Genomic DNA, 15,862 nt, shown 5'->3' on the forward strand with positions numbered 1-15,862 from the left:
TGTCCTTGTCTCATTATACCAACCGGCCGCACCCCCGGCAACTTACCGGTCCGCGTGCGAATGGACGCTCGCGATCGCGCCGGGCAGTTCGGCTCGCCCGTCGTACCGCTCGCTCCGGTCCATAAACGGCCACCAGTTGGCCGGCCCGAACATCCGTACCATGACCGGAATGAACAACGGCAAAATGACGAGCGCGTATAAGAACAGTCCGCACAGGACGATCGTGGCGATTTGCAGCAGCGACATGACGCCGGACGGCAGCATCGCCGCGAACGTACCGCCGAGAATGACGGCGGCCGACATGATGACAGAGCCCATATTTTCCATCGCCTTCAATATCGCTTCGCGAGGCGGCAAATGGCGGTATTCCTTGAACCGGTCCATCAGGAATATGCTGTAGTCGATGCCGAGCGCCATCAGCATGACGAAGCCGAAAAACGGCACCGCCCAGCTGATCCCTTCGTTCCCGAGCATCCGGACGAAAATGACTTCGGTGATCGCCATCGACGTATAGAATGTGACGAGCAGCGACAAAATGAGATAAATCGGCATGACGACCGAACGGAACAGCACGATCAATATGATCGCGATGCCGATGAGCATCAGCGTCATCGTGCGCGAATAATCGCTTTCGGATATCGTTTGCAGGTCATGGTTCATGCTCGTGACGCCGTCGACCGCATAGGTCGCCTTTTCGAAGCCGCTGCCCGGAAGCGCGCGCTGCACCGCGGCGTTCAGCTCGCCCGTTTTCGCCAACGTTTCCGCCGCGTACGGGTTTCCTTCGAACACGACGTCGAACTTGACCGTCTTGCGGTCTTCGGACATGTAAGCGTCGAGCGATTTTTGAAAATCGGCGTTTTGCAAAGCTTCGTTCGGAACATGCCATCCGGTCAACTGCTTGTTCGGGGCGTCCGACAGCTCGCCGAGAAACGATTGCGCGGAGGCGAGGCCGCCCGTCACTTGCTCGAGTCCGCCGACGCTTTGGTCGAGACCGCTCGTCAATTGTCCGAGCTGGGCGTTCAATTCCTCGAACCCGGACTGCAATTGGCGCTGCCCGGCGGACAGCTCGTCGAGTCCCGACGTCATCGCGGGAATTTTCGCGACGATTTGCCCCTGCCCGTCGGCCGCCTGATCGATCCCCGCCTGCAGCTCGGCAATCCCGCCGACGAGCCGATCGAGGCCGGCCGCCAGCATCGATTGCCCGGCGACGGCTTGCTCGTATCCCGCATTCGCCTCGCCGATGCCGCGGGCGATCCCGCCCAGCTGCGCGTTCAGCTGCTTCAGGCCGTCCGCGATGCCGGCCGCGCCCGTTTGCAGCTGCTTCACGGCGGCTGCCGTTCTCAAGTAGTCCGGATCGTCCTTCAGCTGCGGCGCTTTTTGCTCCAGACCGCCGAGTCCGGCGCTTAGATCGGAGAGTCCTTGGACGACGTTGTCCTGCTGCGCGGCCAGCTCGCCGTAGCCTTTCTCCAATTGGCCGAGACCTCCGCCGATTTCCTTATACCCCGCAAACAGCTGCTTGCTCGACGCGGCGAGCCGCTCGGCGCTCGTTTTCGCTTCGGCCAGCCCCGCCTTCAGCCGCTCCGCTCCCGCCGAACCGTCCCGCAAGCCCGCTTCCAGCCGCTTCAGCCCGTCGCCGAGCTGGACCACTCCGGCCTTCAGCTCGTTCGTGCCGGCGGCCAGTCGCTCGGCGCCTTGAGCGGCTTCGCTCAGCTTCGGCGCATTGCCGCTGATCGCTTTGCTGGCGTCGGACAGCCCTTTGCCGATTTGGCCGAGACCGTCCTTGCTCTGGCCGAGTCCGTCGTCGACCATGCCGAGCTGACGCGTCACCTGGAAATCCTGCAGCGCGTCGCCGGTCGGTCTCGTGGCGCTGCGCACCGTTTTGACGCCCTCGACTTTCGCCAGCTCCCTGGAAATTTGCTCGACGGCGGCCAGCCCCTCGGACGAATCCATCGGCTTATCCGCCTTGAGCACGACCGCGGACGGCAGCGAGTCGCCCGGGCCGAAGCTGTCCGAGATGACTCGGAACGCCTTGACCGAGTCGTATTTGTCGCCGATTTCGACCATCGAATCGAAGGTGGTCGACCCTTTGTAGGCGGCCAGAAACGGAACGATCAGGACGGCCAGCAGGACGAGCGCCCAAACCGGCTTTCGCAGCGAAAACGATCCGACCGCTCCCCACAGCCGGCTCGGCTTATGCTCCAGCGTCCCTTTGACCGGCCAAAAGATCGATTTGCCGAGCACCGCCATGAAAAACGGCACGAGCGTAAACAGCGCGACCAGGAGCACGGCGACGCCGACCGCAACCGCGACCGCGGACCGGTACAGCACGAACGTCGACAATCCGATCGAGGCGAAGCCGACCAGCACGGCGAGTCCGGAAAACAGCACCGTTCTGCCCGCGGTCCGGTACGTTTCCACGATCGCCTCCGTTTTGTCGCCGCGGTGCGCCAGCTCTTCCTTGAACCGGCTGATCAGCAAAATGCAGTAGTCGGTGCCGATGCCGAACAAGACGGCGACGAGAAAAATTTGCGTAAAGTTCGATAGCGGAAAATCCAAGTAGCGGACGAGAAACGCCACAACCGACTGGGATACCAAATACGTGAGCCCGACGGACAGAAGCGGAATGAACGGCGCGATCGCCGATCGGAATACGACGAACAAAATGGCCAAAATGAAGACGACCGTAATGCCCTCCGTTTTTTTCAGCCCTTCCTGCGAGCTTTGGATGACGTCTTCGTTAATGAGCCAGCTGCCGGTGTAGTAATGGTCGACTTTCACGTCCGACACGGCGTCGTACAGCGCCGTGCGCACCTCCTCCGGCGTTCGGCCTTCCGACGACGCGTTCACGAGGACGAGCACCGTTTTGCCGTCCGCCGACACCATCTGCTTCTCGAGCTCCTTCATATCGAAATGCGTCGTGACGGAGGCGATGCCGTACGTCTCCTCGCCGTTCTTCAGCTTGTCGACGCCGCGCTTCACCTCGGCCAGATCGGCCGGGGACAAGCCGGCTTCGTGATGAAACACGAGCACCGACGAGAGATTGCGACCGGCTCCGCTGTCGCCCGCCCCTTCGTTCATTTCCTTCAGCAGCTTGGCCGCGTTCGTCGACGAGTAGCCGTCCGGAACCGTGATCTGCCCTTTGTCCCGCACCAAATCCGCCATGCCCGGCGCCGTCAAAAACAGCGCGGCCGCGCCCGCCAGCCACAGCGCGAGCACGAGCCATCTCAGCTTGATTATGGTCCTCATCGATCCGAAATGCCCCTTTCGCTTCCATAGTCGTTCAACGATCGCCGTGCGATCCGGAATCGTCCCGTTTGTCCGCCAGCACCTCGGCCAGCCTTTCGAACGTCGCGATGAACGTCTCCGCCTCCCGCTGCTCGAACTGCGCGATATAGCCGGACAGCAGCCGTCCGATTTTATCGTCCATCTCGTCCGTTACCCGGCTCCCTTCCTCCGTCAGCTCGATATAGGTGACGCGCCGGTCTTTGTCGTCCGGGATCCGCTTGATCAGATGCTTGTCGAACAGCCTCGTAATAATGGCGGTTATCGAGCTTTTACCGACGCAGAACGATTCGGCCAGCTCGGACGAAGTGCTCTTTCCTTTTTTGGACAAGTAGCGCATGACGAAAACTTGGTCGATCGTCAGCTCCTCCGGCACAAGGTCGCGCAGCAGCGCGTTCAGCCTGCGGTTTACGGTAAAGTGCGCGTTCTCGTAGCGGGATATGATTTGCTGCAGCGTTTCTTCGTTCATGGTAGCCTCCTTTCGCGGACAAGTTGTTCGACCGTAAAAATATTTCATTGTCGAACCATTTGATGCTAGAACTATATCATGTCGCCCGGAGCGGAGTCAATCGAAACGATGGTTTCTCGACAACGCGAGTCATTCCTGCCTATTCGAGCCCCAATTGGCACCCGAAGGCCGAATCGCAACTGGCCTTTGGTCTTGATTTCGGTTCCGCCGACGGTCCGTTGTCCGGTCAAAGCGATCGATGCTACACTAATAACCGGAATGAATCAACCGACCGCAAAATCGGCTTGGCCGGAACAGTGACCCCGAAGCGTTCGGATAAAAGAAGCTGCGGGACGGTCCCGATTCTCGTATCGGGGGCCTATGAGGAGGATACGAAAGTGAGAAGCAAAAGAAATACGATCGGCGTCATCGTAATCGCCCTGCTCGTTTGGGGGGCGCTCGCATTTTGGGGGCCCGGCGGCGGCTTTGCGCGGAGCTGGCCGATTTTCGGCTCGAAGGAAGTGAACGTCGAGCAATCGTTCGAAGCGCGCAACGTGCAAAATGTGGAAATCGAAACGTCGAGCACGGACGTGACGATTGTCCGCGGCGGCTCGGAGCGGATCGAAGTGCGGCTGGAAGGCAAAGCGAGCCCGAACATCGCGGACGGGTTCGGCCTGAGAGCCGAGCCGAAGGGCGATACGCTGAAAATCGGGATCGACAAGCCCGACGGGTTCCATATCGGCTTTCGTTTCGAAAACGTGGCGCTGACCGTCGAGCTGCCCGACAAGCAGTGGAACGTGCTGAAGGCGAAAGTAAGCAGCGGCAACATTTCGATGGAAAACGTGGCCGGCAAAACGATCGAGGTCCAATCGAGCAGCGGCAACGTGGAGCTCGCGGACGGCGAAGCGACGACGATCGAGCTCCGTTCGAGCTCGGGCAACATCGAGGCGAGCGGCTATAAAGCGGAGTTGCTCAAGTTTCATGCGAGCAGCGGCAATGTGACGCTCAAGGACGGCGAAGCGAAGCTGAAAGGCGATGCGGGCTCCGGCAATATCCGGCTCGAAGCGGCCGAGCTGACTCGCGACGCGGACTTGTCGGCCGGCAGCGGCAACGTGACCGTTTCGCTGGATCGCGAGCCGAAGTCGCTTGCCGTCGACTACCGCGGCGGCTCGGGAAGCGGACATATAAAATGGGACGGCTTCCAGTACAAGGAGAAAGAGGAGGAAGGCCGAAAAATCAAAGGCTCGTTCGGCGGAGGCGACACGATGCTGAAAGTCGTCACCGGCTCCGGCGATTTCAGGCTGGATTAACCGGCTCGAAGGGCAATAAGCGGCCCGCCCCTATCCTATGGCGAAACGGAATTCGCCGGGGAGATGGGGGCGGGCTTTACATGTAACATCAAGGAAAGATGCCGACTCCGATCGGAGTTGTACCGGCAGGTAGCAGTGCAACCGGCGATTGGTTGATCCCGTTGATGACGGTGACCGAATTGCTTATGTCGTTGGCGATGAAAATGGCGTTTGTCAACGGATTTACCGCAACTCCTCTTGGAAAAGTCGCCGGTAAGCTCGGAGTAACGATGACGGTGTTGGTAGACCCGTCAATAACCGAATAAGTGGCGTCGCCGGAGTTCGATACATAAATCAAATTCGTATTCGGATTCGCGGCGATCCCGAACGGATTCGTACCTACCCCGATTACAGCCAGAACCGTATTCGTGATTCCGTTTAAAACGGAAACCGAACTTGCGTTTAAATTCGCTACATAAATCGCATTCGTTAACGGATTGACCGTGACACCCGTCGGGCTGTTGCCGAGTCCTCCCGCATTCGTTATAACCCCGTTTGTATTGCCGTTTATTACAGTAAGCGTATTGCTGACGGTGTTCGTCACATAGATTCGGTTCGTAATGGGATTGACGGCTACTCCGACCGGACCGACATCGGCCGGAACGGTAGCTATAACCGTATTCGTGGAACCGTCGATGACGGACACATTATTCGCAAGCTGGTTGGCCACGTATATCCGGTTGGTCACCGGGTTCGCGGCAATGCCGACCGGAAAGGCGCCGACCGGAACCGTGGCGGCAATCGTATTCGTGGAAGCGTCGATTACGGATACACTATTGCTGTTTTGATTCGTCACGTATACCCGGCCCGTGACGGGATTGACGGCGGCCTCGGTCGGAAATGCTCCTACCGGAATCGTTGCGAGAATCGACAAGCCGAATCCGTCGATGACGGTGACGTTATTGCTTCCGGAGTTCGCCACATAGATTCGGTTGACGGATACAGGAAACACTGTCCCGCCGGTTGCCCCCGTCGCACCCGTCGCTCCCGTAGTCCCCGTAGCTCCAGTCGTTCCTGTCGCTCCCGTAACTCCAGCTCCTGCTCCCGTCGGTCCCGTTACGCCTGTGACTCCCGTTGCTCCGGTCGCCCCGGTCGCTCCTGTCGCTCCCGTCGTTCCTGTCGCCCCTGTTGCGCCAGTCGCCCCCGCGGCTCCGGTCGTCCCGGTAGCACCGGCCAGTCCCGTCGCTCCCGTAACTCCCGTCGCTCCCGTAGCCCCCGTGGCGCCTGTAGCGCCCGAGGCGCCGGTCGTATCCAGAAGCTGCACGTCGTCGACGAGCACGTCGGAAGAGCCCGCCATCGAAGATTTACCGATGAACAGCTGGGCTTGAACGGCGTTCGGAGGCACCGGCGCGGAGGCGATCCGGTAAGCCGTCAGCCAGGTGGAATTTGCGCCTTCCGGCAGCCGATTCGGATAAAACGAGTCGGTCAAGCCGTAGCCGAGAAAATGGAATGACGCATCGTAGTATCCGAGCGAAACCGAAACGAGCGGACTCGGCGCCGCGCCGGAATCCGCCAAGGAAAGCAGCAGCTCGTACGTCGCCCCGGGAGTTACCGGCACGAATTGCGTAATGAAGGCGTTCACCGCCCCGCCCTGCAGCCGGACGCTGAACAGACCGCTATGGCTCGATGTCGATAGGATCGACGCATTGAACGGCGACCACGGCGCCAGCATACCGGATTCGAAATCGCCGTTGGTTACGAGATTTTTGAACGACATCGGAAACCCCCTCCAATCTTGCGGCATTGCTTGTACTTCTCTATGAAAATGAGAAAGACCAAGCATATGATAGTATACGAAGATCGGAAACTTTGGAGCGGGCTTCGTTCGGGGAGAGGCGCACATCTTCGGGTACTTCGGGCGGCGCGCCCCGCTTCGAATAGATGTGCAAAAGCCTCCGAACTCTATCGCATACGGCGATAAAATTCGGAGGCTGCTCGCTTGGCGCGGGCGATCGCGGCGTTGGACGCCGCCGCCCGAAGTATGTGCTTCTTTTGAAACCGGTCAGACCGGATTCAGTTGAACGGCCGCCTGCTTCCCGCTTGCCTGGATGCCCGTCGCGGGGCGCCCGAACGGCTTCAGCTCCTTCAGCATCGTTTCGAGCAGCGCCTTCGCCTCGCCGCCCTCCTTGCCCTGCACGCGCACGACGAGCAGTACCGCATCGCCGCCCCGAAGCAGGCGCGCGGCCTGCTCCGTTTTCGTCGCAAGATCGTGGTCCTCGATTTGCGGCGTGAGCCGAATTTCCTTCACCTTCGGCGGCCGCTCCCGCTTGGCGGCCTGCTGCGCCTCTTGCTTGGCCGCCGCCGCCGCAACGAGCCGGCACGGCGGAGGGCTGCTCGCCAGCGACGTGCAGACGAGGTCGACTTTCAGCTTTTTCGCCATGGCCAGCGCCTCCGCCGTCGCGACGACGCCCAAGTTTTCGCCGTTCACCCCGGTCAGCTCGACTTCCGACGCTTTGATTTTCTCGTTCTTGATCATTGCCGTCCCCTCCGGTCATTCGCTATAATGTTCCATATTACGCGTACGGAGGCGAATATTCAAATGAACCGCGAACATTCGAAGCAGTTGGAGGAACAAATCAGACGCAATTACGAGCGGGACGAAAACATGATGATTCTCGTGTTCGCCCAATGGTGCGTCAACCGCGATCTCGACCCGGCCGAGCTGTACAAGCGCGCCTATCCGGATCAGCCGGACAACGCCGCCCTGCGGCAAACGCTCGAACTGACCGTGCCGAAGGAAGAAGCCGGCGACATTCCCGACGACACGGTGCTCGGCGTCCTGTCGCTGTTCGGCAACGAGGAGCTCGCTTTCGTCGTCACGGAGGAGATCGGCAAGCGCGCATCCCGGAGCCGGCCGTCTTAAAGCGGCGGCACGACGGCAAGCCGTCCTTCGGCGTCGCGGACGGGGCGCGCCTCGAGCGGCTGCCGATCCGATCGTCCCGCCAGCCGGAACTCGCCTTCCCGCCATTCGAACCGCTCTTCGTAATGGCTCCCCTTGCTGTTGTCATAGACGGGTACCGTAAACGATCCGGGCGCCGCCCGCGGAAACGCCGCGGCGTAACTGCGGTCCGAGCTCATCAGCTCGGGCACGCCGGTTATGTTCAGTCGGACGATTTCGTTCGGTTTTACGGTAAACAGCCGGTAGGCGTACAAATTGCTGGAAGCGTACTGGCCGATGGCGAATTCGGGAAAGCCGTCGCCGTTATAGTCGAGCAGCGGGATCGGGAACGGTTCGCGGAAACGCAGTGGCGATTCGCCGAACGCGTCGTTCAAATCGAGCGATGCGACGGTCGTTCCGTTTCGGTCGATCAGTTCGGCCGCGAACCGGCCTTCGTACTGCCGGCCCTGAAAAGGCCCGGGGTCCGATTCCTCGCGATATACGCCGTCGACCATCCGCACGAGCAGCTTAAAGCCATGAAGGGCTTCGCCGTTTTCGCCCTCCAGCTCGTTCTCCGATAACATCGCCGTTTCGCGTTCGCCTTGTACCCGCTCTTCGCCCGGCCCCGGTCCGTTCGAGGCCGATTTCGGCCCGTCGGCGGTTGCCGGCAAAGCGGGCGCGACGCCCTCCCCGACCGGCGGTTCTTCGCACCCGCTCGACATGACGAGCCCTAACGCCGCTGCAAAAACGGCGATTGCACGCACCTTCATTTCATTCCATCCCTTCGCAAAACTGCTCGCGTCTTATGGTGTTAGACGATGACCGGTGCGTGAAAGTTACGCTCGTTCCCCTGGTTTCGGGACGGATGAACGTTCTGCCGGGGGACCGGTCTTTGATGTATACTAACAATGACCGCTGTTTCGCGAATTTGCGCAGGGGGCATGTGTGATCGAACGAGAGGGTGAAACCGGGTGCATTCGTCGGAAGCCAGTCTGCTGTATGCCGGATATTCCAGACATTCCGAATCCTACTATGCCAACTTTAAAAAGGGCTTGAGCTTCTATTTATTTCGTCTGCAGCTGGAAGGCAGCTGCAAGGCGTGGATCGACAATCGGCTCACTCCCGTCGTTCCCGGCGATTTGCTGCTGTACGGGCCGGGAGACGCGTACGAATTGCTGATCGAACCGAACGCGGAAGGCAAACGCTCGGTAAGCGCCGATATGTATTTCGTCTGCGCGGGCAAAAAAATCGACGAATGGTGGGAACGCGGATCGTTTCCCAAAAAAGTCAACATTTCGTTCGACGAAAGTCTCATCCATCTGTGGAGGCACATAGTCGCCGAAAAACGAAAGCGTCCCGGAATCCGGTCGGAGCTGCTCAATTCGCTCGCCTGGGCGTTGTGCCTGTCCATCGAGCAGGCCGTCCATGAAAGGACGAAAGAAAACGAAGGCAAAGAGACCTTTATCGCATTTCGAATGAAGCAGTATATCGAGAAAAACGCGACCGAGCCGCTTACCCTCGAGCGGATCGCCCGAAGCGTCGGTTTAAGCGTGTCCCGAGCGTGTCATCTGTTCAAAGCCGCGTTCGGTCAATCGATGATGGATTACTGCATCGAAATTCGAATGTCCGTTGCTCGCGAATATATTCTGTACAGCAGCCTGGCGCTGGAACGGATCGCGGAATTGGCCGGCTTCCGAACGTACCCGTATTTTTGCCGCGCCTTCCGTTTGCGTTACGGGATGTCTCCGAAGCAATATCGGCTTTCCAAATAACGATCAGCCGAATACGAATAAAAAGACCTCGCATCGTCCGCCCCCGGGGCATGATCGCGAGGTCTCGCGCGAGTTACGGCTTGTTTTCCGGTTGAAACTTCGCGTCCGCTTCTTCGCCGAGCCAGGCGCCTTGGCGGACAAGCTGCCTTTGCAGCTCCTCGATATCGATGGCGCGGGTGGACGATATTCCCCGTTTGGACAGCATGGCGGCAGCCGTGCCGGCCGCTTCTCCCATCGCCAGGCAGTTCGGCATCACTCTCGTGGAGCCTTGGGTTGCCCGATCGGTAGAAATCGAGCGACCCGCTACGATGACATTGTCGATGCCCAGCGGAAGCAGGGCGCGGTACGGGATCCCGTGGGATTCGCCCGGAGGCAAATGCGATACGACCATTCCGCCGGTCGGCTTCGCCATATGAATATCGATAAAATACGAATTGCGGGCGATATCGTCGGGGAAGCTGCGGCAAGCCATAAAATCGTCGACGGTCACGACCGCGTCCCCGACGATGCGCCGCGTTTCGCGGATCCCGATCTGCTCCCCGGTCAAGACGAGGAAGCCGTTCTCGAATCCGGGAATCGTCTTCTTCAGCCATTCGACGATATGCCGGACGAGGTCGCGCCCTTCGATCGCCCCCCGCGTCAAGTCCTCCGCCTTCGAGCCGTCGATGCCGAACACGTGTCCGAAGTTAAACCCGGCGGTATGATCGTTGACCCAGGAAATTCCCGCCCAATCCCGGGCTACGCGCAGCGCGCCCTTCGCCTTGGCCTCGTTAATGGCGGCTTTCAGACTCGGGCCGTGCTCCTTTACGTACTCCATATATTTCAGACGGTCGAGATTGCTCATGACGAAGCACATCGTTCCCGGCTGCAGCTCCCCCTCGTCGCCGCCTTTGGCGAACCGCCCTCCGGCATGGTAGACGAGATCCGCGTCGCTCGAGGCGTCCACGAACAGGCCGGCTTTGACGGCCTGCGTCCCCGTTTTGTTATGGATAATGGCGGCCTCGACCGTTCCGTTGCTATGGACGACATTGCCGACGAAGGTGTGGTACAGCAGCCGGACCCCCGCCTCCGTCATTTTGTCGTCCAGCAGCTTCTTGAGAACCTCCGCGTCGATCGGAACCCAGTTCAGCTTATCGCCCCAGACGGCTTGGAATTCCGGCTCCATCCGGGACTTCATTTCGTTCAAGATTTCAAGGCCGATGCCCCGGATCACCGGTTTTTTCCCGTCGGTAAACGGACACCAGGCCGGCACTTGTGCGACCGTCGCCATGCCGCCGAGATAGCCGCGCTGCTCGACGAGCAGCACCGACGCCCCGTTTCGCGCCGCGGCCAACGCAGCCCCGACCCCGGCCGGTCCTCCCCCGACCACCAAAACGTCGACTTCGGCATATACCGGAATATCCGCTGCGGGAACCTTAATCGTTTTCGTCACGGGTTGCGCCCTCCTATTTTTTCATTTCGGCTTCGATATACTTGTTGATTTCTTCGTCCGCCTCGCGCAGCGCCGTATTCGTATCTTTCTTGCCCGTCATAATCGCCCGCAAAGCGTCGTTCGCGATCGATCTCGCTTTTCCGTCGTATTTTCCCGCGGCTACGGGCGCTCCGATCGTATCTTTGAAGAGAGCGTCCACATTTTTGCCTTTCGCGTAAGGCAGATCGCTTGCGTATACGTTTCTCGCCTCCTCGCTTTTGACGACGGGGATGTATCCCCCTTTGGCGCGCAGCAGCTGCACTTCGTCGGACAGCCAGTAAGCGAGAACCTGGAAAGCGGCATCCTGCTGCTTGCTCGTCGGAGCGATTCCGATAATCGGCGAATTCATCTGATTTTGGCTCGGCGTTCCTTTGAAAGTCGGGTACGTGACGAGATCGAAGTCGAGGCCGGCCTGAACGGCCGTTTCCAGCATATTATTGTTAATATTGAACAAGTTCGGGCCGGTCCGCATGGCCAACATTTGTTCCTTCAGAAACTGATTTTGCTCGGAATAGGCTCCTGCGCTTTCGTTGCCCGGTATTTGAAAAAAGGAAGCGTGCAAATCCATCCACGTTTTCCATCGATCCGTATTGACGACGCCCTTCGCCGTTTTATAGTCGACGAACGGCAACCCCAGTTGATTTTTATAGACGATGTTCAGCTCGTTGAAATTGAACCCTTTGTAAGAAACGCCGTCCGCATGTCTCGTCATTTTTTTGGCGATCTCGTATACGTCGTTCCAGCTCATCCCGTCCTTCGGATAAGGCACGGCGAATTTATCGAACAATCCTTTGTTGTAAAAGAGGGCGTGATTGTTCAAAACGAACGGGAATACGGGAATATCGCCGTTATCGCCGTACGATTTCAACGTTTCCATGACGCCGGGCGCGAAGCGGTTCGGATCGAAGTCGTGCTTTCGGATCAACGGATTCAAGTCCGTATAGACGCGAAGCTCCTTGTTCTCGTACAGCCCCCCTAACGGCGCATAGATGAGGTCGAATTGCTGGCCCGCCGCAAGCAGCCCGGCAAGCGTTTCCTCTTTTTTGGTCGTTGCCTGGACGACATGGAGGGTAATATGCGGAAACTTCTTTTCCGTCAATTGTTTGGCCATGGCGGCCCAAGGGACGTCCTGATGACTGTTCAAAAAATTCAAGGTGATCGGCTGCGGAGCGGCCTCCTGCTTGGATTGCTCCTCCCGGCCCGACGGGTCAGCGCTTTCCTTTGCGCCGCAAGCGGCGGCGACGAAGGAGACGGACATGGCGAACAGCAGCATCTTTTTATAGTTCATGCTGAAACCCCTTTCTTGATCTATTTGGCTGAAACGTCCTTCTCCATAGTTCCGCCTTTATTATAGTTTGCGCAATTCCCGACCGAGAATGATGTATCTTGCTGGCACTTGACTTATCTTGCTCTCTTTCTTCGCCGGACAATAAGAGGCTCGAGACGCTTAGGAGCCGGATTTGGCGGATACTGCGGATCGGATTTCGCGAACGTTTTCGGCAAAACAAAGAAAGGCGGGAGAGCCGCTCCCGCCTTAAAACCGTTTTATCGCTTTTACCGAATCCCTTTGTCCGAAACGTCAAACGCAAACCGCGTTCCGGAGCCGATCAGCCGAAGCAGCGGCCGGTCTTCCGGGACGACCCGGCCGAGCACGTTCACCCTTTCGTCGGCCGGCAAATCGACGCGGGCGACTTGCAGCTCGCCGACGTATCTCGGATAACGCGAATTGTCCATCGTCACCGTGCCGGCCGGACGCTCCAGCGTATTCCGCGGCTCCGGAACGATGCCTCGTTCGCGGACGAACGGCCGGCCAAGCGGCGTGCGGATCACGAGCTCCGCGCCGTCCCACGGGCACGTATGCGTCTCGCCGAGCAGCGGCAGCAGCTCCTCCGGCAGCGGCTCGAGCCACCGCACCCGCAGCGGGATCGTGCCGGAGGCGGCTTGCCGCGCCGCCGTCCAGTCCGCCTCCCCGGGCGCCGGGTCGCCGAAATAAATCATGTCGGCGAGCCCGTCCGCCGCCAGCTCGGCGGCCGCCTCGACCGCCCGCAGCCGGCGGTGCGCTTCGACCGTCGGCAGCCCTTCGTACAGCGGCGCCCGCGGTTCCCGAAGCGACGGAATGAAGCCGCCCGTTTTCATGCCGAACTGCCGGAACATCCGGTTTTGCCGGCGGTAAAAGTCGATCGAGACGCCCGTTTCCCGGCGCGGGTAAAAATTGTGCACGGCGATCAGCTTCTCCGGCGGAACGCCCCGCTGCGCCAAATTCCGCACATCGTCCTCGTTCATCGCCCCGGCGTTGATCTGGAACATGAAGCCGCCGGCGCGGATGATCCGCATCGTCTCCTCCATCGTAAAACCGTGGTCGAGCCGGACCGTCTCGATGCCGAGCCGCGCGAGCGGCGACATGTCGTCCGGGCTCGCGCCGAACGCGTCCAGCGACGCCCGGCTCACGTCGGCCGCGATGCCGATGCCGGCGCGAGCCGCCCGCGTCAGCAGACGGCGCACCTCGCTCCAGTCGTCGACGACGGCCTCCGGGAGATGGAGCGACGTGAACAGGTGCCGGCAGCCGACGCGGGTCGCCTCGTCCAAATGCCTCTCGGCGTCCGCAATGCCGAGCGTCGGGTAAAACGATTGTCCAAGCTCCGCCAAAACGCAGGTCGCCTCCTTTTATTCGCTGTAGCAGCACCCGCTCGAGCACCGCAATTCCGTTTTTCTTCATCGCTTCCGCAAGAGGGGGCTAGCTTCCCGGAAAACCTCCCGCTAATTATGCCTTATTCTCCTCCAGCGTCACTTTAGCGGGAAAACCTCCCTTAATCCTCGATCGAAACGCGTTTTCGCCAATCAGACGCCAATTTTAATGGAGCTTTTCCAGTTAGTTTCGAACAACGCACGACAAGTAATGAAATAGCTGGAGAAATTCCAGTATTCCTGTGGTGCAAAAGAAGTTCCGGTATTCCAATAACATTCGGCCTACGGAGCTTGGCGCAGTTCGGTGCAGTTAGCGCAATTCGGCATGACCCGGCTTTGCCCGGCATCGCTCGGCCAAGCGGACCGCGTGCGGGAAGAACGAGCGAGCCGCTTACGGCGAACTCAGGTACCGATCTATCGCCATCGGCCTCCGAGCGCCATACCGCACCCGGCGCGCTCGCCCAGCCTCGTTCGCGCTGCCGCGCCTGGCGCCCGCTCAGCTTCCGATCACGATGCCGAGCTTGCCGTCGGCCACTTCCACCTTATAGCTGCGCGTCCGCACTTTGTCGCTGAACAGCGACTTGCCCGTCTTGATGTCGAACTCCCAGCCGTGCCACGGGCAGCGGACGATTTCGCCTTTGCGGCCGTATTCGTAGGCGTATACGTCGGAAGGCAAATTCGTGCCGCAGACGGCGCCCGCGCACAGCGGAGCGCCCAGGTGCGGGCAATAGTTATGGATGGCGTAATAATGCCCGTCGATCCGGTAAATGCCGATTTCCCGGCCTTCCACGTTCGCGATGACGCGTCCGCCCTCGGGAATATCGCTCGCATTCATGACGTAATGTACCGGCATGGCCTCGCTTCCGCCTTTCTGCGCCGAAGTCGCCGCATAAGCCCGCTCGCTCTCGCTTACAGCTTATACAGCGCCCGCGCGTTTTCGTAAAAAATTTTCCGCTTCGCCTCGGGCTTCAGCTTCCGCAATATTTGCGTCGGCGGGTCGAAATCCCAATGCGGATAGTCGCTCGAAAACAAAATCATGTTTTCCGCGTCGATCATATTGAACAGGTCGATCAAATGCTGCGGATCGTCCGGCTCCTCGATCGGCTGCGTGGACAAGTAGCAATGGTCGCGAATATATTCGCTCGGCAGGCGGGTCAGCCACGGCACCGTGGAGCGGAGCGCCTTGTAGTTTTTGTCGAGCCGCCACATGAGGCCCGGCAGCCAGGCGATGCCGCCTTCGATCAGCACGACCTTCAGGTTCGGGAACTTGACGAAGACGCCTTCGCAAACCATGCTGACGAGATGCGTCATAAACATTTGCGACAGGCACGTATGCCACTCGATGTACCGCGACGGGTAGCCCGCCGCGGTCGGGGGAGTCGAGCTCCCCGCCCCCTCCGCGCCCGGATGGATCGCAAGCGGCAAGCCGTTGCGCTCGCACGCCTCGTAGATCGGATGATAATACCGCTGGCCGAGCGGCATCCGCGCCGCGCTGGATATGATGACCTCGACGATGTCGGGGTGTCCGCCGATCCGGTCGATTTCCCGCGCGGCCAAGTAAGGGTCCTGCGTCGCGACGGCCATCGCGCCTTTAAATTTCTTGCTTTTGCCGAGCCATTCGGCAATCAAGTAATCGTTGTACGCCGAGCAGATCGCCGCGGCGAAGTCCGCGTCGTGCGTCGCCGAAATATTGTAGATGACGCCCGTCAGGATGGCGTACTCCATGTCGTACTGCTCGACAAGCTGCTTCAGCATGAAGTCGGGGTCCGAGCCGGCTTTGCCGCCGCCCGGCGGAACCGAATCCCGCCGCAGGACGCCGACCGGCGAATAATAGCCGGAGCCCGCCATGCCGATGCCGCTGGCCGCCACGCGGCTTTTCCACGGCTCGGGCAAGTATGGGACGAATACCGAATCGTTTTGTTCGTTATGGACGTCCACGTCGATCACTTTGAAAGATTCGGACATAAGAGGCTCCTC

General features: G+C 59.7%; 13 protein-coding genes. 3 read left to right on the forward strand and 10 right to left on the reverse strand.

Annotation, left to right across the window (positions count from 1 at the left end):
• Nucleotides 1-42 precede the first annotated feature (42 nt).
• Both PV407_RS27545 and PV407_RS27550 read right to left on the reverse strand, forming a co-directional pair.
• Complete coding sequence (locus PV407_RS27545; protein ID WP_332093207.1) at nt 43-3,246, reverse strand: MMPL family transporter; 3,204 nt, start codon at nt 3,244-3,246, stop codon at nt 43-45.
• A gap of 34 nt (nt 3,247-3,280) precedes the next feature.
• Complete coding sequence (locus tag PV407_RS27550) at nt 3,281-3,751, reverse strand: MarR family winged helix-turn-helix transcriptional regulator (RefSeq protein WP_332093208.1); 471 nt, start codon at nt 3,749-3,751, stop codon at nt 3,281-3,283.
• Between the two features lie 377 nt (nt 3,752-4,128).
• On the opposite strand from PV407_RS27550, the gene PV407_RS27555 reads away from it, so the two are divergent.
• Entirely contained in the window at nt 4,129-5,040 is a 912-nt protein-coding gene (locus PV407_RS27555; protein WP_332093209.1) for a DUF4097 family beta strand repeat-containing protein, read from the forward strand.
• An 88-nt stretch (nt 5,041-5,128) separates the two neighbouring features.
• Here PV407_RS27555 and PV407_RS27560 read toward each other — a convergent pair whose 3' ends face one another.
• Together PV407_RS27560 and infC are read right to left on the reverse strand one after the other, a co-directional pair.
• Nucleotides 5,129-6,796: an NTTRR-F1 domain gene (locus PV407_RS27560; RefSeq protein WP_332093210.1), complete on the reverse strand. Its 1,668-nt coding sequence runs from the start codon at nt 6,794-6,796 to the stop codon at nt 5,129-5,131.
• Nucleotides 6,797-7,081: 285 nt separating this feature from the next.
• The gene (infC, locus tag PV407_RS27565) at nt 7,082-7,555 is read right to left on the reverse strand and encodes a translation initiation factor IF-3 (RefSeq protein WP_332093211.1); all 474 of its coding nucleotides are present in this window, start codon (nt 7,553-7,555) and stop codon (nt 7,082-7,084) included.
• 63 nt (nt 7,556-7,618) lie between these two features.
• On the opposite strand from infC, the gene PV407_RS27570 reads away from it, so the two are divergent.
• On the forward strand, nt 7,619-7,942 hold the full coding sequence (locus PV407_RS27570) for a hypothetical protein (protein WP_332093212.1): 324 nt from the start codon (nt 7,619-7,621) through the stop codon (nt 7,940-7,942).
• Here PV407_RS27570 and PV407_RS27575 read toward each other — a convergent pair.
• On the reverse strand, nt 7,939-8,727 hold the full coding sequence (locus tag PV407_RS27575) for a hypothetical protein (protein WP_332093213.1): 789 nt from the start codon (nt 8,725-8,727) through the stop codon (nt 7,939-7,941). The genes PV407_RS27570 and PV407_RS27575 overlap by 4 nt on opposite strands.
• A gap of 201 nt (nt 8,728-8,928) precedes the next feature.
• Here PV407_RS27575 and PV407_RS27580 point away from each other — a divergent pair, with 201 nt between their 5' ends.
• Entirely contained in the window at nt 8,929-9,729 is an 801-nt protein-coding gene (locus tag PV407_RS27580; protein ID WP_332093214.1) for an AraC family transcriptional regulator, read from the forward strand.
• A 73-nt stretch (nt 9,730-9,802) separates the two neighbouring features.
• Here PV407_RS27580 and PV407_RS27585 read toward each other — a convergent pair whose 3' ends face one another.
• The 5 genes from PV407_RS27585 to PV407_RS27605 form a co-directional block, all read right to left on the reverse strand.
• Entirely contained in the window at nt 9,803-11,161 is a 1,359-nt protein-coding gene (locus tag PV407_RS27585) for an FAD-dependent oxidoreductase (RefSeq protein WP_332093215.1), read from the reverse strand.
• Between the two features lie 13 nt (nt 11,162-11,174).
• Entirely contained in the window at nt 11,175-12,488 is a 1,314-nt protein-coding gene (locus PV407_RS27590) for an ABC transporter substrate-binding protein (RefSeq protein WP_332093216.1), read from the reverse strand.
• Between the two features lie 266 nt (nt 12,489-12,754).
• The gene (locus PV407_RS27595; protein WP_332093217.1) at nt 12,755-13,846 is read right to left on the reverse strand and encodes a MupG family TIM beta-alpha barrel fold protein; all 1,092 of its coding nucleotides are present in this window, start codon (nt 13,844-13,846) and stop codon (nt 12,755-12,757) included.
• Nucleotides 13,847-14,381: 535 nt separating this feature from the next.
• Complete coding sequence (locus PV407_RS27600) at nt 14,382-14,738, reverse strand: Rieske (2Fe-2S) protein (RefSeq protein ID WP_332093218.1); 357 nt, start codon at nt 14,736-14,738, stop codon at nt 14,382-14,384.
• 56 nt (nt 14,739-14,794) lie between these two features.
• Nucleotides 14,795-15,850 (reverse strand): amidohydrolase family protein, encoded by a 1,056-nt coding sequence (locus PV407_RS27605; protein WP_332093219.1) that lies wholly within the window; start codon nt 15,848-15,850, stop codon nt 14,795-14,797.
• Nucleotides 15,851-15,862 lie beyond the last annotated feature (12 nt).

This window comes from Paenibacillus sp. GYB003, assembly GCF_036577625.1.
GTDB lineage: Bacteria > Bacillota > Bacilli > Paenibacillales > NBRC-103111 > Paenibacillus_AB.

Excerpts from the sequence above, each read along its gene's own strand:
- PV407_RS27590 (WP_332093216.1), bottom strand. The coding sequence starts at position 12,488 with ATGAACTATAAAAAGATGCTGCTGTTCGCCATGTCCGTCTCCTTCGTC.
- infC (WP_332093211.1), bottom strand. The coding sequence starts at position 7,555 with ATGATCAAGAACGAGAAAATCAAAGCGTCGGAAGTCGAGCTGACCGGG.
- PV407_RS27560 (WP_332093210.1), bottom strand. The coding sequence starts at position 6,796 with ATGTCGTTCAAAAATCTCGTAACCAACGGCGATTTCGAATCCGGTATG.
- PV407_RS27605 (WP_332093219.1), bottom strand. The coding sequence starts at position 15,850 with ATGTCCGAATCTTTCAAAGTGATCGACGTGGACGTCCATAACGAACAA.
- PV407_RS27575 (WP_332093213.1), bottom strand. The coding sequence starts at position 8,727 with ATGAAGGTGCGTGCAATCGCCGTTTTTGCAGCGGCGTTAGGGCTCGTC.
- PV407_RS27550 (WP_332093208.1), bottom strand. The coding sequence starts at position 3,751 with ATGAACGAAGAAACGCTGCAGCAAATCATATCCCGCTACGAGAACGCG.
- PV407_RS27600 (WP_332093218.1), bottom strand. The coding sequence starts at position 14,738 with ATGCCGGTACATTACGTCATGAATGCGAGCGATATTCCCGAGGGCGGA.
- PV407_RS27545 (WP_332093207.1), bottom strand. The coding sequence starts at position 3,246 with ATGAGGACCATAATCAAGCTGAGATGGCTCGTGCTCGCGCTGTGGCTG.
- PV407_RS27570 (WP_332093212.1), top strand. The coding sequence starts at position 7,619 with ATGAACCGCGAACATTCGAAGCAGTTGGAGGAACAAATCAGACGCAAT.